The sequence below is a fragment of the Lentzea sp. NPDC005914 genome, assembly GCF_040629405.1.
Lineage (GTDB): Bacteria > Actinomycetota > Actinomycetes > Mycobacteriales > Pseudonocardiaceae > Lentzea.
The window spans coordinates 418,700-436,391 of sequence record NZ_JBEXVQ010000001.1; the positions used below are offsets into that span (position 1 = coordinate 418,700).

19 protein-coding genes are annotated in these 17,692 nt (G+C 70.8%); 15 read left to right on the plus strand and 4 right to left on the minus strand.

The annotated features are described in order from the left end of the window. Nucleotides 1-5 precede the first annotated feature (5 nt). From ABZ345_RS01745 to ABZ345_RS01765, 5 genes are read left to right on the plus strand one after another with little or no spacing between them, the layout of a single operon-like run. Complete coding sequence (locus tag ABZ345_RS01745; protein ID WP_359841857.1) at nt 6-923, plus strand: NAD-dependent epimerase/dehydratase family protein; 918 nt, start codon at nt 6-8, stop codon at nt 921-923. Nucleotides 924-932: 9 nt separating this feature from the next. Further along, nucleotides 933-2,525: a carbamoyltransferase C-terminal domain-containing protein gene (locus ABZ345_RS01750; protein WP_359841859.1), complete on the plus strand. Its 1,593-nt coding sequence runs from the start codon at nt 933-935 to the stop codon at nt 2,523-2,525. Then, nucleotides 2,522-3,421 carry a glycosyltransferase gene (locus ABZ345_RS01755; RefSeq protein ID WP_359841861.1) on the plus strand — a complete coding sequence of 300 codons (900 nt, stop codon included), beginning with the start codon at nt 2,522-2,524 and terminating at the stop codon, nt 3,419-3,421. The genes ABZ345_RS01750 and ABZ345_RS01755 overlap by 4 nt, the downstream gene beginning before the upstream one ends. Next, complete coding sequence (locus ABZ345_RS01760; RefSeq protein ID WP_359841863.1) at nt 3,418-4,353, plus strand: glycosyltransferase family 9 protein; 936 nt, start codon at nt 3,418-3,420, stop codon at nt 4,351-4,353. Before ABZ345_RS01755 ends, ABZ345_RS01760 begins: the two co-directional genes overlap by 4 nt. Beyond that, complete coding sequence (locus ABZ345_RS01765) at nt 4,305-5,528, plus strand: UDP-glucose/GDP-mannose dehydrogenase family protein (RefSeq protein WP_359841865.1); 1,224 nt, start codon at nt 4,305-4,307, stop codon at nt 5,526-5,528. Before ABZ345_RS01760 ends, ABZ345_RS01765 begins: the two co-directional genes overlap by 49 nt. On the opposite strand, the gene ABZ345_RS01770 is transcribed toward ABZ345_RS01765, so the two are convergent. Next, nucleotides 5,512-6,864, minus strand: a complete 1,353-nt coding sequence (locus ABZ345_RS01770; RefSeq protein WP_359841867.1) for an aldehyde dehydrogenase family protein — start codon at nt 6,862-6,864, stop codon at nt 5,512-5,514. The two genes, ABZ345_RS01765 and ABZ345_RS01770, sit on opposite strands and share 17 nt — an antisense overlap. A gap of 45 nt (nt 6,865-6,909) precedes the next feature. Here ABZ345_RS01770 and ABZ345_RS01775 point away from each other — a divergent pair, with 45 nt between their 5' ends. Genes ABZ345_RS01775 through ABZ345_RS01820 form a run of 10 tightly spaced genes read left to right on the plus strand, consistent with a single transcriptional unit; the run spans nt 6,910 to nt 15,054 of the window. Beyond that, nucleotides 6,910-7,305: a ChaB family protein gene (locus ABZ345_RS01775; protein WP_359841869.1), complete on the plus strand. Its 396-nt coding sequence runs from the start codon at nt 6,910-6,912 to the stop codon at nt 7,303-7,305. Then, nucleotides 7,302-8,294, plus strand: a complete 993-nt coding sequence (locus ABZ345_RS01780) for an NAD-dependent epimerase/dehydratase family protein (RefSeq protein WP_359841871.1) — start codon at nt 7,302-7,304, stop codon at nt 8,292-8,294. The genes ABZ345_RS01775 and ABZ345_RS01780 overlap by 4 nt, the downstream gene beginning before the upstream one ends. A 52-nt stretch (nt 8,295-8,346) precedes the next feature. Further along, on the plus strand, nt 8,347-8,862 hold the full coding sequence (locus ABZ345_RS01785; RefSeq protein ID WP_359841873.1) for an HAD family hydrolase: 516 nt from the start codon (nt 8,347-8,349) through the stop codon (nt 8,860-8,862). After that, nucleotides 8,859-9,845 (plus strand): glycosyltransferase family 9 protein, encoded by a 987-nt coding sequence (locus ABZ345_RS01790; RefSeq protein ID WP_359841874.1) that lies wholly within the window; start codon nt 8,859-8,861, stop codon nt 9,843-9,845. The genes ABZ345_RS01785 and ABZ345_RS01790 overlap by 4 nt, the downstream gene beginning before the upstream one ends. Continuing rightward, nucleotides 9,842-10,717 (plus strand): glycosyltransferase, encoded by an 876-nt coding sequence (locus tag ABZ345_RS01795; RefSeq protein WP_359841876.1) that lies wholly within the window; start codon nt 9,842-9,844, stop codon nt 10,715-10,717. Before ABZ345_RS01790 ends, ABZ345_RS01795 begins: the two co-directional genes overlap by 4 nt. Then, entirely contained in the window at nt 10,714-11,913 is a 1,200-nt protein-coding gene (locus ABZ345_RS01800; RefSeq protein WP_359841878.1) for a glycosyltransferase, read from the plus strand. The genes ABZ345_RS01795 and ABZ345_RS01800 overlap by 4 nt, the downstream gene beginning before the upstream one ends. Then, nucleotides 11,910-12,485, plus strand: coding sequence for an SIS domain-containing protein (locus ABZ345_RS01805; protein WP_359841879.1), 576 nt, complete (start codon nt 11,910-11,912; stop codon nt 12,483-12,485). The genes ABZ345_RS01800 and ABZ345_RS01805 overlap by 4 nt, the downstream gene beginning before the upstream one ends. Then, nucleotides 12,479-13,759, plus strand: a complete 1,281-nt coding sequence (rfaE2, locus tag ABZ345_RS01810; protein ID WP_359842241.1) for a D-glycero-beta-D-manno-heptose 1-phosphate adenylyltransferase — start codon at nt 12,479-12,481, stop codon at nt 13,757-13,759. Before ABZ345_RS01805 ends, rfaE2 begins: the two co-directional genes overlap by 7 nt. Beyond that, nucleotides 13,759-14,430: an SDR family oxidoreductase gene (locus ABZ345_RS01815; protein ID WP_359841881.1), complete on the plus strand. Its 672-nt coding sequence runs from the start codon at nt 13,759-13,761 to the stop codon at nt 14,428-14,430. The genes rfaE2 and ABZ345_RS01815 overlap by 1 nt, the downstream gene beginning before the upstream one ends. Before the next feature lie 33 nt (nt 14,431-14,463). Continuing rightward, nucleotides 14,464-15,054 carry a phosphatase PAP2 family protein gene (locus tag ABZ345_RS01820; RefSeq protein ID WP_359841883.1) on the plus strand — a complete coding sequence of 197 codons (591 nt, stop codon included), beginning with the start codon at nt 14,464-14,466 and terminating at the stop codon, nt 15,052-15,054. A 76-nt stretch (nt 15,055-15,130) separates the two neighbouring features. Here ABZ345_RS01820 and ABZ345_RS01825 read toward each other — a convergent pair whose 3' ends face one another. Genes ABZ345_RS01825 through ABZ345_RS01835 form a run of 3 tightly spaced genes read right to left on the minus strand, consistent with a single transcriptional unit; the run spans nt 15,131 to nt 17,666 of the window. Then, nucleotides 15,131-15,727 (minus strand): NAD(P)H-dependent oxidoreductase, encoded by a 597-nt coding sequence (locus ABZ345_RS01825; protein ID WP_359841885.1) that lies wholly within the window; start codon nt 15,725-15,727, stop codon nt 15,131-15,133. After that, complete coding sequence (locus tag ABZ345_RS01830) at nt 15,727-16,521, minus strand: SDR family oxidoreductase (RefSeq protein WP_359841887.1); 795 nt, start codon at nt 16,519-16,521, stop codon at nt 15,727-15,729. Before ABZ345_RS01830 ends, ABZ345_RS01825 begins: the two co-directional genes overlap by 1 nt. Then, complete coding sequence (locus tag ABZ345_RS01835) at nt 16,518-17,666, minus strand: cytochrome P450 (RefSeq protein ID WP_359841889.1); 1,149 nt, start codon at nt 17,664-17,666, stop codon at nt 16,518-16,520. Before ABZ345_RS01835 ends, ABZ345_RS01830 begins: the two co-directional genes overlap by 4 nt. Nucleotides 17,667-17,692 lie beyond the last annotated feature (26 nt).

Consider the following 17,692-nt stretch of genomic DNA (forward strand, 5'->3'; position numbering starts at 1 on the left):
CTCCGATGTCGCCTGAGCGGGTTGTCGTCACCGGCGGCGCGGGCTTCCTCGGCTCGCACGTGTGCGAAGCGCTGCTGCGTGACGGCGCGCAGGTCGTCTGCGTCGACGACTTCCGCACCGGTTCACGGGACAACGTGCCGGACGGGGTGGGAGTGATCGCCGCCGACGTGTCGCGCCCGCTGGACCTGCTCGGGCCGGTCGATCTGATCGTGCACCTGGCGTGCCCGGCCTCGCCCGTGGACTACCTGCGCATGCCGGTGGACACGTTGCGAACAGGCGGTTTTGGCACCTACCACGTGCTGGACCTGGCTCGGCGCAAGGACGCGCGCGTCGTCGTCGCGTCCACCAGTGAGGTGTACGGGGATCCCGAGGAACATCCGCAGCGGGAGTCCTATTGGGGCCATGTCAATCCGATCGGGCCGCGCAGCGTCTACGACGAGGCGAAGCGGTTCGGTGAGGCGATGACCGTGGCGTTCCGGGCGGAACACGGTGTGGACGCCGGGATCGTGCGGATCTTCAACACCTACGGGCCCCGGATGCGGGCGCGGGACGGCCGGATGATCCCGACGTTCCTGCGGCAGGCCCTGGCGGGGGAGCCGTTGACCGTGCACGGCGACGGGCTGCAGACCCGGTCGCTCTGCTACGTCTCGGATCTGGTGCGAGGGCTGCTCGCGATGGCCCGCAGCGACCATCCCGGTCCGATCAACCTCGGCAACCCCGCCGAGGTCACGGTGCTGGACGTGGCGCGCAAGACCATCGAGGTCACCGGCAGTTCGTCGGTGGTCCGTCACGTGGAGTCGATGACCGACGACCCGCGGCGACGCCGGCCGGACATCAGTCTCGCCAACGAGATCCTGAGCTGGCAGCCGACGGTTCCGCTGGACGAGGGGCTTCGCTCGTTTGCCCGGGAATTCGCCGGGTAGCCGCACGACATGCGAGTTCTCGGGATCAACGCGGTGTTCCACGACCCGGCCGCGGCACTGGTGGCCGACGGCCGGATCGTGGCGGCGGCGGAGGAGGAACGGTTCTCCCGCCGCAAGCACGGCAAACGCCCTGTGCCGTTCTCGGCGTGGGAGCAGCCGGAACTGTCCGCGCGCTGGTGCCTCGACCAGGCCGGGCTCACCGCCGCCGACCTCGACGCGGTGGCGTACTCGTACGACCCGTCGCTGGTCGACGCCGAGTACGCGCCGTGGGAGGAGCTGCGGACGACCTACGCCCGCCAGGCTCCGCGGTTCCTGGCCACGGCGTTGTCCGGCCTCGATCCCGAGATCGTGCGGTTCGTGCCGCACCACGTCGCCCACGCCGCTTCCGCCGGGCTCGCCGCGCCGTTCGACGGGAACTGCGCCGTGCTCGTGGCGGACGGCCGTGGCGAGTGCGGGTCCCACCTCGCCGGCCAGTACGCCGACCGGACGCTGACCACCCTCGCGTCGCAGCGGTTGCCGCACTCGCTCGGCCTGATGTACGAGGAGCTGACCGACCATCTCGGATTCCTGCGTTCCAGCGACGAGTACAAGGTCATGGCCCTGGCCGCGCACGCCCAACCGGTGCACCTGGACCTGCTGCGCGAACACGTACTGGTTCACGAGGGAGGCTTCGAGATCCGCCCGCTGGACTGGAGCACCCTGGCCAAAGCACGGGCTGCGGACGAGGAGCTGACCAGGGAGCACGCCGAACTGGCCGCGAGCGTGCAGGTGCGGCTGGAGGAGGTGCTGCTGGAGCTGGTGCGGTGGCTGCACGACCGCACCGGCGAGCGGCGGCTGACCATGGCCGGTGGGGTGGCGCTGAACTGCGTCGCCAACACCCGGATCTTCGCCGAGGGGCCGTTCGACGAGGTCTGGATCCAGCCCGCAGCAGGGGACGCGGGGACGGCGCTGGGCGCGGCACTGCACGTGTCCGGCACGGCGGAGGCGATGCCGGGAGCGGATCTCGGCCGGGGATTCTCCGACGACGAGATCGAGTCGGTGCTGCGCATCGCCGCGGTGCCGTTCGAGAAGCCCGCGGACGTCGCGGTGGAGGTGGCCGAGGCGCTGGCCGCGAACAAGATCGTGGCGTGGTTCCAGGGCCGCAGTGAGTACGGCCCGCGCGCACTCGGTCACCGATCGTTGCTCGCGAACCCGTGCTTCGCCGAGAACCTCACGCGCTTGAACGATGTGAAGGGGCGCGAGCAGTTCCGCCCGGTGGCGCCGATGGTGCTGGCCGACCGGGCGGCCGAGGTGTTCTCGCGCGGCCCGATCCCCAGTCCTTACATGCTTTTCGTGCACGACGTCCGCCCGGAGTGGACTGACCGCATTCCGGCCGTCGTACACGTGGACGGCACCGCGCGAGCCCAGACGGTGGCCGGCGACCCGTTGCTGGAACGGATGTTGCGCGAGTTCGAGGCGCGGACCGGCGTGCCGGTCGTCGTGAACACCAGCCTCAACACCGCCGGCCGTCCCATGGTGGACACCCCGCGTGACGCGCTCGAGTGCTTCGGCTCGTCACCGGTCGACCTGCTCGCCATCGGCCCGTACGTGGTGCGCAGATGACGTACTCCGTCGTGATCCCCACCGTCGGCCGCCCGAGCCTGAACGACCTGCTCGACGCGCTGGTCGAGGGTTCGGGGCCGGAACCGCTCGAGATCATCGTCGTGGACGACCGGGAGACCGGGCTCGGACCGGCTTCCGCGCGCAACACCGGCTGGCGCGAGGCACGCGGCGAGTGGGTGGCGTTCCTCGACGACGACGTGGTGCTCGCTCCCGACTGGAAGGAGCAGGTGAGCGCGGACCTCGCGGACCTGCCCGAAGACGTGGGTGCGAGCCAGGCCAGGATCGTCGTGCCGTTGCCGGAGGACCGCAGGCCCACCGACGCCGAACGCGGCACCGCCGGACTCGCCAACGCCCGCTGGATCACCGCCGACATGGCGTACCGGCGCGAGGCTCTGGCGCGAGCGGGCGGTTTCGACGAACGCTTCCCGCGCGCCTACCGCGAGGACGCCGAACTGGCGTTGCGCGTGCAGGATCTCGGCTACCGGATCGTGCGCGGCTCACGGGTGACGACACACCCCGTGAAGCCCGCGACCTTCATGACGAGCGTGGACCAGCAGCGCGGCAACGCCGACGACGCACTGATGCGCCGGCTGGTGGGAGCGGGGTGGCGTTCGCGCATCGGAGGACAACGGGGAAGGCTTCGCACGCACGTGATCACCACGGCGGCCGGCCTTGGTTCGATCCTCTGTGGACTGACGGGACGACGCCGGATCGCTGTGCTGCTGGGGACGGTGTGGGCGGCGCTGACCGGGTGGTTCGCGGTGAAGCGGATCGCACCGGGACCGCGGACGTGGGACGAGATCGCGCGGATGGTGGTCACGAGCGCGCTGATCCCGCCCGCCGCCTGCGCGCACCGGATCCGGGGCGAGATGCGGTATCGGCGGGTGCGGCCGTGAGGATCCTGGTGCTGAGAGCACTCGGGCTCGGCGACCTGTTGACCGCCGTGCCCGCGCTCAGGGGGTTGCGGGCAGCGTTTCCGCACACGGAGATCACGCTCGCGGCCCCGGAATGGCTGAGAGACGCGGTGGACCGGATCGAGGCAGTAGACCGATTGCTGCCGACGGAAGAACTGGGACCGATCGACTTCGCACGGCCGGACCTCGCGGTGAACCTGCACGGCAAGGGACCGCAGAGCGTGGAAAGGCTGATGGCGACGAAGCCGCGGCGGTTGCTCACCTACACCCTCGCCGACTGGCCCGCCCAACGGCACGAGATGCTGCGGTGGTGTGACCTGTTGCAGCGCAAGGGGATCCGCTGCGATCCGGACGACTTCAGGCTGCGCCCGCTCGGCCCCAGGACCAACCGGGTCGTGATCCATCCGGGCGCGAGCACCGGCGCGCGGAGGTGGCCGGCGGAGAGGTACGCCGCCGTTGCCCGGGCGTTGAGAGCAGAGGTGGTGAACCCACCGGCGTCAGGAGACCCTCTGGACCTGGCCGAGCCGCTGGACGTCGTCGTCACCGCCGGGCCCGGTGAGGAAGAGCTGGCCCGCCAGATCGTCCCCGAACCCGTGTCGGGCAGCCTTTCCGAGCTCATGGACCTGATCGCCACAGCCCGCCTGGTCATCTGCGGCGACACCGGCGTCGCTCACGTCGCCACCGCCTATGGCACGCCCTCGGTTCTGCTGTTCGGACCGGTCTCGCCCGACATCTGGGGCCCGCGCCGGGGCCCGCACCGGGTGCTCTGGTACGGCGAGACCGGCGACACGTTCGCCGGCGAGCCTGATCCGGGGCTGTTGAAGATCACGGTGGAGGAAGTCCTCGACGCGGTAGGAGGTGCGCTGTGCGAGCGAGGCGAATCGGAGTCGTCGGCGCCGGTTACGTCGGCCTGACCACGGCCGCGTGCTTCGCGCACCTCGGGCACCGCGTGACCTGCGCGGACACCGACGCGGCCAAGATCGAGTCGTTGACCGCGGCGGAGGTCGCCCTGCACGAGCCCGGTCTGCGCGAGCTGGTCCGCGAAGGCCTGGACAGCGGCAACCTGCGGTTCGTCGAGGGCAGCGCGGTGTCCGGTGTGGACTTCACGTTCGTCTGCGTGCCGACGCCGGCCGGACCCGACGGTGCGGCCGATCTGTCGGCGGTCGACGAGGTGCTGGCCAGGGCGTCGCACGGCGTCGTGCTGAAGTCCACGGTTCCGGTGGGCACCGCGGCACGACACCCCGGGGTCGTGTCGAACCCGGAGTTCCTCAGGGAAGGCCACGCGGTCGAGGACTTCCTGAGACCGCAACGGATCGTCGTGGGAGCTCAGACCGAACGGCAGGCGCACGAGGTGGCAGAGTTGTACGCCGCCACGGGTGCGCCGATCGTGCTCACCGACAACACGAGCGCCGAACTGGTCAAGTACGCCAGCAACGGTTTCCTGGCGCTGAAGCTGTCGTACGTCAACACGTTGGCGGAACTGTGCGAGACCCTCGAGGCCGACATCGACGGCGTCACCGAGGGCATGCGGCTCGACGACCGGATCGGCGCGTCGTGCCTGCAGCCAGGCCCAGGTTGGGGCGGCTCGTGCCTGCCCAAGGACACCCTCGCACTGCTCGCCACGACGAAAGCGGCCGGCGTCGACTTCGCCACCCTCGAAGGGGCGATCACCACCAACCGGCACCAGCCGCACCGGGTCGTCGACAGGATCCGCGGGGAGCTCGGTCACCTCGACGGCGCCAGGATCGGCCTGCTCGGGCTCACGTTCAAGGCCGGCACCAACGACCTGCGCGACTCACCCGCGCTCGTCGTGGCCGCGCTGCTCGCCCAGGAAGGTGCCCAGCTCAGCGCCTACGACCCGAGCGTGCGCGACGACCAGCCGGACATCAGGACCAGGGGCTCCGCGATCGAGGCGGCGGCGGACGCGGACATGCTCGTGGTGCTGACGGAGTGGCCGGAGTTCGCCGAACTGGACTGGCCCGAGCTCGCGGACACCGTCAGGAACCCGCGCATCTTCGACACCCGCAACGTGCTGCCGGAGGACAAGGTGCGGGAAGCGGGCTTCCGGCTGATCACGACCGGCCGTTAGGAACGCCGAGGTGGACCACCTTGGTCGTGGTCATCTCGTCGAGCAGCTCGGGGCCGTAGCCGAACCCGGTGCCGGACGCGCCGCGCGGCTGGGCGGCGCCACCGGGAGCGCCCCCGAACACGGCGTTGATCTTCACCGTGCCGACCGGGAGGGTGCGCCAGGCCTGCTGGGCGTGCTCCATCGAGCTGGTCAGCACGGTGGCGGCCAGGCCGTAGTCGCCGGAGCTCGCCTCGGCCAGCCCCTCGTCGAACGACGACACGAGCTGGATGGGCGCGACCGGGCCGAACGTCTCCTCGCACATCACCCTCATCGCCGACGTGCAGTCCGCCAGCACCGTCGCCGGGTAGTAGGCGCCAGGGCCCTCCGGCACGCAACCGCCGACCAGCGCCGACGCTCCCACCGCGAGCGCGTCCGACACCTGTGAGTGCACGAACGACCGGTGCCGGGTGTCGACCAGCGGCTGCGGATCGTCGTTCCACCGGCGGGCCTCGGCGCACAGCGCTTCCAGGAACGGCGCCGCGATCGTCTTGTGCAGGTAGATCCGCTCGACCGACGTGCACAGCTGACCGGCGTTGGTGAACGCGCCCAGTGCCGCCTGCGAGGCCGCCCACGCCGGGTCTACGTCGTCGTCGACGAGCAACGGATCGTTGCCTCCGTTCTCCAGCAACAACTTCGCTGACGACATAGAAGCGATCGCGCGCCCGGCGGCGGTGCTGCCGACATGGGCGACGAGGTCGACGTCGGAGGAGCTCACCAGCGCGCCGCCCACCTCGCCGTCACCGACCAGGGTCTGCAGCACACCCGCGGGGAAGCAGGGCCGCAGCACGGTGGCCAGCAACAGACCGGTGTGCGGACAACGCTCGCTCGGCTTGTGCACCACCACGTTCCCGGTCACCAGCGCCGCTCCCAGCAGCCCGCACGCCACGGCGACCGGATCGTTCCAGGGGGTCAACGCCACGACGACACCGCGTGGTTCGGGAACCATGAAGTCCACCGCCGAGCCGAGCAACGACCGTCCACGATGGACTGGACCGAGCTCGGCGTACTGCTCCAGCGTCGCGGCACCCGCCAGCACACCCTCACGAGCCGACGCGAACGGCCGCCCGGTCTCGGTCTCCACCACCGTGGCCAGGTCGTTCGCCCGTGCCCTCAAACAGGAAGCGGCTTCCTTCAGCGCCTCCCCGCGTTCGGCCGCCGCGACGCCGGCCCAGGTCGGCCACGCGGATCGCGCCGACGAGAGCGCGGCGGTCACCTCCGCAGAAGTGGCGGTGGGGAGCCAGCCGATCAGTTGTGAGTCGCGCGGGCTGTGGACGTCGATGGCGTGCATGGCGGTCATGGCTCGCGGGTACCCGTCAGCGCAGGTCGCAACCTTGGAGGAGCCATGCCCGGACGCCAGGAACTGCCGAGCACGCTGGCACGGTCGCCGAAGAAGGCGCAGGAGACGTGGATCAAGGCGCACGACTCCGCGGTCGAGACCTACGGCGAGGGCGAACGGGCGCACCGCACCGCGTTCTCGGCCCTCAAGCACAGCTTCGAGAAGGTCGGCGACCACTGGGAGCCCAAGAAGGAGAAGGGGCCGTCGGACAAGCAGGCCGCGCGCAGCACACCGGCCGAAGGCGAGACGGCGGGCGGCGTGGACGCGAACGCCAGCAAGCAGCACCTCTACGACATCGCGAAGCGGCTCAAGATCGAGGGCAGGTCGCAGATGACCAAGGACGAACTGGTCGAGGCGATCCAGAAGGCGAACGACCGCGAGACGGCACGGGCGCGATCGTGAAGGTCGTCGTCACGGGCGCGACCGGCAACGTCGGTACAGCGCTGCTGCGCAGGCTCGCCGGGGAGCCGGACGTCGAGGTGCACGGCATCTCCCGCAGGCCGCCCGCGAGCGCACCGCCGTATCAGGGCGTTGCCTGGACACCGGTCGACATCGGTCAGCCGGGCGCGGAAGAGCTGCTCGGCGTCGCGTTCGAGAACGCGGACGCGGTGGTCCACCTCGCGTGGCTCATCCAGCCGTCGCGCGACGAGCGCGCGCTGTACCGGACGAACGTCGCCGGATCGTCTCGGGTCTTCACCGCCGCGGCCAAGGCCGGGGTGCCGCACCTCGTGCACATGTCCTCGGTCGGCGCCTACTCGCCGGCGAGCAAGGACCGGCGGGTCGACGAACTGTGGCCGGTCGACGGCGTGAAGTCGTCGTTCTACAGCCGGCACAAGGCCGCCGTGGAACACATGCTGAACCAGTACGAGACCAGCATGCTGATCTCCCGGCCGCGCCCCGGCCTGATCCTGCAGGCCGACGCCGCGTCCGAGATCCGCGACTACTTCCTCGGCTCTTTGGTGCCGAAAGCCTTGTTCCGCCACCGGATTCCGATCTTGCCGGTGCCGCGCGACCTCGTGCTGCAGTTCGTCCACTCCGACGACGTCGCCGACGCCATCGCCCGGATTCTGAAGCAACGGCTGCACGGCCCGGTGAACCTCGTGGCCGAACCCGTCATCACTCCCCGTGCGCTCGCCGACGTGCTCGGTGGCAGGCACGTGGCGATCCCGCCGCGGCTGTTGCGTCTACTCGCGAACGTCACCTGGCGATTGCGTCTGCAGCCCACTCCACCGGGGTGGGTCGATCTGGCCCTCACGGCGCCGCTGCTCGACGCGACGCGCGCCCGGACGGAGCTCGGCTGGCAACCGGCACACGATGCCCAGCAGACGCTTGAAGCACTGGTGCGCGGAATCGGGGAAGGTAAACACGTTCCGGCCAGTCCGGTGCTGTGAACCGCTTCGCTCAGTAGCGTTTCAAGTGGCTTTCGCAGGCTAAATCTCCTCTATGGACCAGGCCTTCGACGCGGTGCTCTTCGATCGCGACGGCACTCTCATCCGCGACGTTCCGTACAACGGCGACCCGAACCGCGTCACGTTGATGCCTGGTGCGCGCGAAGTGTTGCGTGACCTACGCGCACATGGCATGCGCACGGGCGTGGTGAGCAACCAGTCCGGCATCGGCCGGGGTCTGCTCACTGACACGCAGGTCGCCGCGGTGAACGCGCGGGTCGAGGAACTGCTGGGCCGGTTCGGCACCTGGCAGATCTGCCTGCACCACCCCGACGACCGGTGCGCGTGCCGCAAACCCGCCCCTGGCCTGGTGCTCTCCGCCTGCGCGGCGCTCGGCGTGCGCCCGGAACGGACGCTGGTCGTGGGCGACATCGGGGCGGACGTGGGAGCGGCCGAAGCCGCCGGTGCGGTGCCCGTGCTGGTGCCCACCGGCCTCACACGGGCCGAAGAGGTCGACCATGCGCCGCGCACCGCACCCGACCTGCTGGCCGTGCTGGAGATGTTCCGATGAGGACTCTCGTCGCACGACTCGACAGCGACGGCGACGTGCTGCTGGCCGGACCGGCCGTGCGCGCGGCCGCGGCTGCCGGCGAGGTCGTGCTGCTGTGCGGTCCGAGCGGCGTGCGGGCGGCGGAACTGCTGCCCGGCGTCACCCGGATCGTCGAGTGGGAGTGCCCGTGGATCGCGAACCCGGCACCGGACGTCCGCCCGGTCGACATCGAGGCCGTCACGGCGTTGGTGCGCGGCATTCGTGCTGACGTGGCATTGATCCTCACGTCGTTTCACCAGAGCCCGCTGCCGCTGGCCCTCGTGCTGCGGCTGGCGGGCGTGCCCAAGATCGTCGCGCGCTCGGTCGACTACCCCGGCTCGCTGCTGGACGTCCGGCTGCGCGACGACCCGGACGTCCCCGAGGCGCAGCGAGCGCTGGAAGTCGCTCGGGCCGCGGGGTTCGACGTGTCCGACAGCAGGCTCGCGATCATCGAGCTGCCCAGGACCGAACTGAGCCGTCCGTACGTGGTGGTGCACCCCGGTGCGTCGGCGCCCGCCCGCACCTGGTCGCCTGACCGCTGGGCGAAGGCCGTGGTCGCTCTGACCGCGGCCGGGTACCGCGTCGTCGTGACCGGAGGACCGGCCGAGGCCGATCTGACCGAGCACGTCGCGGGAGCGTGCGGAACCGATCTCGGCGGGCGCACCAGCTTCCGCGAGCTGGCCGGGGTGCTGGCGGGGGCCGACGCGGTCGTCGTCGGCAACACCGGTCCGGCCCATCTCGCGGCCGCTGTCGGCACGCCGGTCGTGTCGCTGTTCGCCCCTGTCGTTCCGGCGTCCCGGTGGGCACCGCACGGCAAGCACGTGCTGCTCGGCGACCAGAACGCGCCGTGCCGCGACAGCCGCGCCCGCGAGTGTCCCGTGCCCGGCCACCCGTGCCTCGACCTGGTCGAGCCCGCTGACGTGGTGGCCGCCGTGGCACAAGTGATCACCGGGGTGACGTCGTGAGGATCCTGTTGTGGCACGTTCACGGTTCCTGGACGCACTCGTTCGTCCAGGGCGGCCACGACTACCTCATTCCCGGCCCGCCGCACGGGATTGGGCTCGCTGGCCGTCCGTGGCGAGCCGAAGAGGTCAGTCTGTCCGAAGTGGACGATGTCGATGTTGCGGTCGTGCAACGGGTCGAGGAGCTCTCGCAGGTGCCGGTCGGCATCCCGGTGGTGTACCTCGAGCACAACACGCCGAGCGCGCCGGCCCAGGAACACCCGCTGGCCGGATGGGACGGCACGATCGTCCACGTCACGCACTTCAACGACCTGATGTGGAACTGCGGCAGCACCAGGACCGTCGTCATCGGGCACGGCGTCGTCGATCCAGGACCGCTCTACACCGGTGAACTGCCCCGCGCGGCAGCGGTGATCAACGACCCGGTCCGCCGCGGCCGGATAGTCGGCACCGACCTGCTGCCCAGGTTCGCGCCGATCGACGTGTTCGGCATCGGCACAGAGCAGATCCGCGCCGAGCAGATCGGCGGCAGGGGAGACCACGATCTCCAGTCGCTGCACCGGGAACTCGCGCGGTACCGCGTCTACGTGCACACCGCGCGGTGGACGTCGCTGGGGCTGTCGTTGCTGGAAGCGATGCACATCGGCATGCCGGTCGTCGCACTGGCGAGCACCGAGGCGGTGCGGTTGCCCGCCGAAGTGGGGGCGATCTCGACCGACGTGGAGGAGTTGGTGGACGCGGCTCGGGAGCTGATCGCGGATCCCGTGCTGGCGAAGGAAAAGGGACAACGGGCGCGCGAGGTCGTGCTGGCCCGCTACGGGCTCGACGCGTTCCTGCGCAACTGGGACGTGCTGGTGAAGGAAGTGATCGGATGAGGATCGCCATGGTGTCGGAACACGCCAGTCCGCTCGCGGCTCTGGGTGGTGCCGACGCGGGAGGTCAGAACGTCCACGTGGCCGCACTGGCGGCAGCACTCGTGCGAAGGGGCCACGACGTCGCGGTCTACACCAGACGCGACGCTCCCGGTTCATCTCGCCGCGTCGCCACCTCGGACGCCTACGAGGTCGTGCACGTGCCGGCGGGACCGGCGGAACAGGTCCCGAAGGACGACCTGCTGCCGTACATGGCGGACTTCTCGCGCTTCTTGATGGACGACTGGCACGAGCAGAGGCCGGACGTGGTGCACAGCCACTTCTGGATGTCCGGCCTGGCCTCGGTGCTCGCGGCGCGTCGCGACCACATCCCGGTCGTGCACACCTATCACGCCCTGGGCACCGTCAAACGCCGCCACCAGGGCGCGCGCGACACCAGCCCGGCAGGCCGGATCACGATGGAACGGCTGGTGGGCCACGAGGTCGACGCCGTCGCCGCCACCTGTGACGACGAGGTCGGCGAGCTGATCGCCATGGGCCTGCCGCGCAACAAGATCACGGTGGTGCCCTGCGGGGTGGACACGACGGTCTTCACCCCGGTCGGCCACGCGGCCGCGCGCGGAGCGCCGCACCGGATCGTGGCGGTCGGCAGGCTGGTGCCGCGCAAGGGGTTCGACGACCTCATCGCGGCGCTGGCGCTGGTGCGGGACGCGGAGCTGGTGATCGCCGGGGGTTCGCGCGACCTCAAGGCCGACCCGGAGGCGCGCCGGTTGCACGCGATCGCCGAGGTCCACGGCGTTTCGGACCGGGTGCACCTGATCGGACAGGTGGCGCGCGCGGACATGCCGTCCCTGCTGCGTTCCGCCGACGTCGTGGCGTGCGTGCCGTGGTACGAACCGTTCGGGATCGTGCCGTTGGAGGCGATGGCCTGTGGCGTTCCCGTGGTCGCCTCGGCCGTGGGTGGCCTGACCGACACCGTGGTCGACGGCGTCACCGGTGTGCTCACCCCGCCGCGTGACCCCAGGAGCCTGGGCAAGGCGCTGCGAAGACTCCTCGCGGACCGCTCCCGCGCCATGGCGTTCGGCATGGCCGGCCGGGACCGGGTCGAGGCCAGGTACGCGTGGGACGACATCGCGGCCAGGACCGAGCGCGTCTACCTGCGGGTCGGCGCGGACGACGGCTTGGCGGTGGCACAGTGAGCGTCGAAAGCCACCTCGCCGGACTCATCGACACGCTCGACGGTCTCCGTGCTGAAGCTCCGCGGATCCACCGCTGGGGCACGTCGCTCGCGTGCCTGCTGCTCGACGGCGGCAGGCTGCTCGCGGCGGGCAACGGTGGATCCGCCGCGGAGGCCCAGCACCTGACCGCCGAACTGGTCGGGCGCTATCGGCACGACCGCGCGCCGTTCTCCGCGCTGGCGTTGTGCTCGGAAAGTTCGAGCGTCACCGCGATCGCCAACGACTACGGCTACGACCAGGTGTTCGCCCGTCAGGTGACGGCGCACGCGCGGCCCGGTGACCTGGTGGTCCTGCTGTCGACCAGCGGACGCAGTCCGAACTTGCTGGAGGCAGCTCATGCGGCCCGGTTGGCGGGAGCGACGGTGTGGGCGCTCACCGGGCCGTTGCCCAATCCGCTGGCCTCACTCGCCGACGAGACGCTCGCGCTGCCCGGCGACCCCTGCCACGTGCAGGAAGCGCAGCTCGTGGTCGTGCACGCGTTGTGCGAGGCCTTCGAAGCCGCGCTGCCCTCGGCTCACCGGAGGGCATCGTGAAGCTGGTCGTGGTCGGCGACGCGTTGCTGGACGTCGACATCGAGGGAACGGTCAGCAGGGTGTGCCCGGACGCGCCGGCACCTGTGCTGGACGTCGTCGATGAGCATGCTCGTGCCGGCGGTGCGGCGCTGGCGGCGGCTATGGCCGCGCGCGATGGCGTGGACGTGACGCTGGTCAGCGCGCTGTCGGAGGACGAGACGGGGGAGCGGCTGCGGTCGCTGATCGAGGTACCCGGGGTGTTCGGCCGCGTGGACTCCGTGCCGGTGAAGACCCGGTTGCGGTGCGCGGGGACGTCCCTCGCCAGGGTGGACCGCGGCGGTGGTTCCGCACCGCCGCGGGTCACCGACGACATGCTGGACGTCGTGCAGTCCGCGGACTTCGTGCTGGCGTCCGACTACGGACGGGGACTGCTGCGCGACGAACGCCTTCGTTCGGTGCTCACGCGGATTCCTGTGGTGTGGGATCCGCATCCGCGTGGACCGGCGCCGGTGTCCGGTGTGCGGCTGGCGACTCCGAACCTGGCGGAAGCCGTGGCGTTCAGCGGTACGGCCGATCCGGACGAGGCGGCGGGCAGGCTGTTAGCCGAGTGGAAGGCTCGTGCGGTTGTGGTGACGATGGGTCGCGAAGGTGCGTTGCTCCACTGTGGAGGGACGCCGGTCGCTGTTCCCGCGCCATCGGTCCCGGTCGTCGACCCGTGTGGTGCGGGGGATCGCTTCGCGGTGACGGCGGCTGTCCGGTTGGCCTCCGGTGCCGCACCGGACGACGCGGTGGCCGATGCTGTCTCGGCCGCGGCCGAGTTCCTGGCCCGCGGTGGCGTTTCGGGTATGCGAGCGCCTTTGCCGTCCACTGTGGACGCGGTGCGCCGGCGCGGCGGTACCGTCGTCGCCACCGGTGGGTGCTTCGATGTCCTGCACCCCGGGCACGTGCGGATGCTGGCGGCCGCGCGGGCGTTGGGGGACTGCCTGGTGGTGTGCCTCAACTCCGACCTTTCCGTGCGGCGCCTGAAGGGCGAGGGGCGCCCGGTCAACGGCCAGGCCGAGCGCGTCGAGGTGTTGCGCGCGCTCGAGTCGGTGGACGACGTGGTCGTGTTCGGCGAGGACACCCCCGAACACGTGCTGGAGCGCCTGAAGCCGGACGTGTGGGTGAAGGGCGGCGACTACACCGCTGAACACCTGCCGGAGGCGGAGGTCGTGCGGCGCTGGGGCGGACGGACGGTGGTCGTGCCGTACCACCGCGGACATTCGACGACCGAGATCCTGTCGAGGAGGGCCTGATGCTGGGGAACGTGCTGGTGACCGGTGGCGCGGGCGGACTCGGTGCCGCCGTGGTGGACGCGGTGCGCGAGGCCGGGGGAACGCCGCTGGTGCTGGACAAGTCGGCGCCGGCCGCGGCCGACTTCGAGCTGGTCGACCTGGCGGACGGACGGGCCGCCGAAGCCGCCGTGCACACGCTCGCCGAACGCCACGGCGTCTTCAACGGCGTCGTCACCGCGGCGGGCATCGACCGGTGCGGCACGCTGGCGGAGGTGCCGGCGCAGGAGTGGGACAACGTCGTCAAGGTCAACCTGTTCGGCACGGCGGCCGTGATTCGCGCGGCTCTGCCACACCTCGAGAACGGGCGGGTGGTGACGGTGGCGTCCACGCTCGGGCTGCGGGCCGTGAGCGACGCGACGGCGTACTGCGCCTCGAAGTTCGGCGTGGTCGGGTTCACCCGCGCGCTGGCCGCGGAGACCGCCGGGCGCGTCGGCGTCACGCTGGTCGTGCCCGGTGGGATGCGGACGAACTTCTTCGACGACCGCACCGAGCAGTACCGGCCGAAGGACCTCGAGAAGCTGAACCCGCCGGACCGGGTGGCGGCGGCGATCGTGTTCGCGCTGAGCCAGCCGAAGGACTGCGAGGTGCGCGAGCTCGTCATCGCACACAGTGAGGAGCCGTCCTGGCCCTGATTCCACATCGCCCGATCTGGGTACTAGTCCACCGTGAACGGTGACTATGAGAACGGTGACGACGAGCTGGAGGAGCTGGACGAGGACTCGCTGCACAACAGCGAGGCCCTGCCCACGAGCCGGCCGAACCCGATCGTGATCGCGGCCAGTGTCACCGCACGGGGTGGCGTGCTCTGGCTGCCGGTCGCAGGTGTCCTCGCACTGGCGGGCAAGAAGAAGACCGCGAAGCGCGCTCTGACCGCGGCGGCCGTGGCGATGCCGATCGGTCACCTGATCAGCCTGGTCGTGCACCGGCAGAGGCCACCCGCCGCGACCATGCCCGCGCGGCAGGCCCTCCCGGAACATCCCGACTCGTCGTCGTTCCCGTCCAAGCACGCGGTGACGGCAGCCGCGTTCGGCACCGCCACCGCGTTGGACGACCGCGCGGCCGCCGTGTTCGTGACGCCGCTGGTGCTCCTCGTCGCCTACAGCCGGCTGCGCACCCGCGTGCACTGGCCCACCGATGTGCTGGGTGGCCTGGCGATCGGTGCGGTGGTCGCGCTGGCTCAGACGGGGATGGGGCGTTCGGCGAGGGTGAGGGCGACTTCGCGCAGGTTGGTGGCCATGGTGCGGCCGTCTTCGTGACGCCGCTCCTCGTCGCCGGAATCCGATCGCCGAGCCGCCCACGGATGTGCTGGGCGGCTCGGCGATCGGCGCTGGTTCAGGCCGGGATCGGGCGTTCGGCCAAGGCGAGGGCGACGGCGTGCAGGTTGGCGGCCATCGTGCGGCCGGTGTTCTCCGACCACTCGTGACCCTCGTCGGTGTCGGAGTAGCTCGGGCCCGGTCCCGGTCCGCGGTTCCAGTACGTCCAGGCCTGGCCGGGGATCGTGTAACCGATGTCGCCGAGGCCGCCGGCGATCTCGCTGATCACGTGGTGCGCGCCGTCCTCGTTGCCTGTCACGACGACGCCGGCGACCCGGTTGTAGGCCACCGGGCGGTCTTCGTCGTCGGTCTCGGAGATCATCGCGTCCATCCGCTCCAGGGCCCGCTGCGCGAGCGAGGACGGGCGGCCGACCCAGGTGGGGGTCGCGACGACCAGGATTTCCGCGTCGAGGAGTGAGGCGTGGATGCGCGGCCACTCGTCGCCCGGGCCGAGATCGGTCGTGACGCCCGGCGGGATGTTGTGGTCCGCCAGCCGGTACGTGGTGATGTCGACGTCCTTTTTGGTCAGCTCGTCGATCACGACCTGGGCGAGCAGGTCGGTGTTGGACTGGTCGGGCGACTTCTTCAGGGTGCAGTTGAGCACCACGGCACGCATCAGGGCTGCCTCCACTTCTCGTCGTCGAGCATTCCGCTCGCCTGCGGTCCCATCAGTGACATGCCGCCGTCCACCACGAACGACGCCCCGGTCACGTAGCTCGCGGCCGGGGTGGCCAGGAACGCCACCACGGCGGCGACCTCGTGGGCGTGACCGGGACGGCCGAGCGGGATTCCCGGCCGGGGCTGTGTGTGCGGGTCGACGTCCTCCTGGCCGGTCATCGGCGTTGAGATCTCGCCCGGTGCCACGGAGTTGACGGTGATGCCGTGCTCCGACAGTTCGAGCGCGAGCACCTCGGTCAGCGCGCCCAGCCCGGCCTTGGCGGCGCAGTAGGGCGCCGCTCCCACGCGCGGCAGGTGTTCGTGGACCGAGGTGATGTTGATGATCCGGCCACCACGTCCGGCGGCGATCATGCGCTTGGCCGCCCGCTGGCAGCACAGGAACGCGCCGTCGAGGTCGACGGAGAGCACCGAGCGCCACCTTTCGAACGGCATGTCGACGGCCTTCTCGCTGCTGCCGGTGCCCGCGCAGTTCACGAGGACGTCCAGGCCGCCCAGTTCCTCGGCCAGCTCGTCCACCACCGAGGCCGCGCCGGGCAGGTCGGTGAGGTCGAGCTGGCGGACGGCACAGCGCGCGCCTGCCTCGCGCACCTCGTCAGCGGTTTTCGCGGCACCGTCGGCGTCCTGGTGGTAGGTGATGCCGACATCGACGCCACCGCCCGCGAGCGCGACGGCGACCGCCTTGCCGATACCGGAGTCCGATCCCGTCACGACGGCGTAGAGGGGTGCGTTCATGAAGCGCGAGTACCCACCGGCGTGGCGTGCATGCGGAGCGCGAAGTGGTTCAGCGTCGCGGGCAGCGGTGCGGTGAGCTTCGGGAACGTCAGGTGCTCGTTCAAAGCGTCCAGCATCGCGCCCGCCGTGGCCAGCACGAGGTCGCGACCAGGGCATTCACCCGGTCCGGCGCTGAACGGGACGATCGCGGGGTCACGCGGCTGGTCCCAGATCTCCGGGGCGTAGCGGTCGGCGAACGGCAGCCGGTCCGGGTCGCGGTGGAAGAACGGCGTGAACACCACGAACTCGGTGCCTTCCGGCAGCCACGTGCCGTGCCAGCGGGTGGCGATCGTGCTCTCCCGCAGGATCACCGGCGTCGTCGGCCACAACCGGGCCGATTCCAGGACGCCGTGGGCGCCGGTGCCGCCGATGGCCAGCGCGCGCATGGTCACGATGCCCGCCGCGTCGAACGCGAACAGCCAGTGCGGCACCTGGTCGGGCAGTTCCGGGTGGTACTCGGCCAGCCTGCGCTCGAAGCGTTCGCGCAGGCCGCGTTGCTTGGGATGCAGAAACGCCCAGTTGGCGTTCTGGCGCAACGCCAACAGGTCGTCGGTGAGCTGGTTGTCCTCACGGGCGCGGTCACCGAGCAGGATCCTGCGCACGATCCGCCACCAGGTCTGGTTGAACGAGTGCCAGGTCAGCTCGCCGGTGCTCATCACGTGCCGGGTCAGCAGGTCTGCCTCGTCGCGCACGATCGGCTCGATCTTCCAGTTCTCCGGCCGCAACGCGCGTTCGTTCAGCTCCCGCAGGCGTTGCCGTTCGGCGCCTTCCGAAATGAGCACGCCGTGCGGCTGGAAGTGCCTGAGGGCGGCCTTCTTCTCCCTGGTGGCCAACGCGAACGGCTCCGGCGACTGGGTCAGCAACCGGCCGACGTCGGTGGGGTCGACCAGGACCGCGACGCTGCGCCCGGTGATCCGCAGCCGCACGGGTTCGGGGCCGTAGCGGTCGCGCAGATGGCGCATCGTGTCGATCGCGGTGCCGTCGGACTGCAGCTTCTCGGCGAGCGCCAGCACGCCCGGCCTGCGGACGATGACGCCTTGGGCCAGCGTCGGCAGCAGCACGGTCGCCAGCACTCGAGTGGTGTCGAGTCGTGAGGAGATCGCCATGCTTCCCGGCTACCCGGTCACCCGTG

Bases quoted from the DNA above. Each gene is read 5' to 3' on its own strand.
- ABZ345_RS01755 (WP_359841861.1), top strand. From the start codon at position 2,522: ATGACGTACTCCGTCGTGATCCCCACCGTCGGCCGCCCGAGCCTGAAC.
- ABZ345_RS01750 (WP_359841859.1), top strand. From the start codon at position 933: ATGCGAGTTCTCGGGATCAACGCGGTGTTCCACGACCCGGCCGCGGCA.
- ABZ345_RS01830 (WP_359841887.1), bottom strand. From the start codon at position 16,521: ATGAACGCACCCCTCTACGCCGTCGTGACGGGATCGGACTCCGGTATC.
- ABZ345_RS01745 (WP_359841857.1), top strand. From the start codon at position 6: ATGTCGCCTGAGCGGGTTGTCGTCACCGGCGGCGCGGGCTTCCTCGGC.
- ABZ345_RS01785 (WP_359841873.1), top strand. From the start codon at position 8,347: ATGGACCAGGCCTTCGACGCGGTGCTCTTCGATCGCGACGGCACTCTC.
- ABZ345_RS01825 (WP_359841885.1), bottom strand. From the start codon at position 15,727: ATGCGTGCCGTGGTGCTCAACTGCACCCTGAAGAAGTCGCCCGACCAG.
- ABZ345_RS01770 (WP_359841867.1), bottom strand. From the start codon at position 6,864: ATGACCGCCATGCACGCCATCGACGTCCACAGCCCGCGCGACTCACAA.
- ABZ345_RS01800 (WP_359841878.1), top strand. From the start codon at position 10,714: ATGAGGATCGCCATGGTGTCGGAACACGCCAGTCCGCTCGCGGCTCTG.
- ABZ345_RS01815 (WP_359841881.1), top strand. From the start codon at position 13,759: ATGCTGGGGAACGTGCTGGTGACCGGTGGCGCGGGCGGACTCGGTGCC.
- ABZ345_RS01790 (WP_359841874.1), top strand. From the start codon at position 8,859: ATGAGGACTCTCGTCGCACGACTCGACAGCGACGGCGACGTGCTGCTG.
- ABZ345_RS01775 (WP_359841869.1), top strand. From the start codon at position 6,910: ATGCCCGGACGCCAGGAACTGCCGAGCACGCTGGCACGGTCGCCGAAG.
- ABZ345_RS01835 (WP_359841889.1), bottom strand. From the start codon at position 17,666: ATGGCGATCTCCTCACGACTCGACACCACTCGAGTGCTGGCGACCGTG.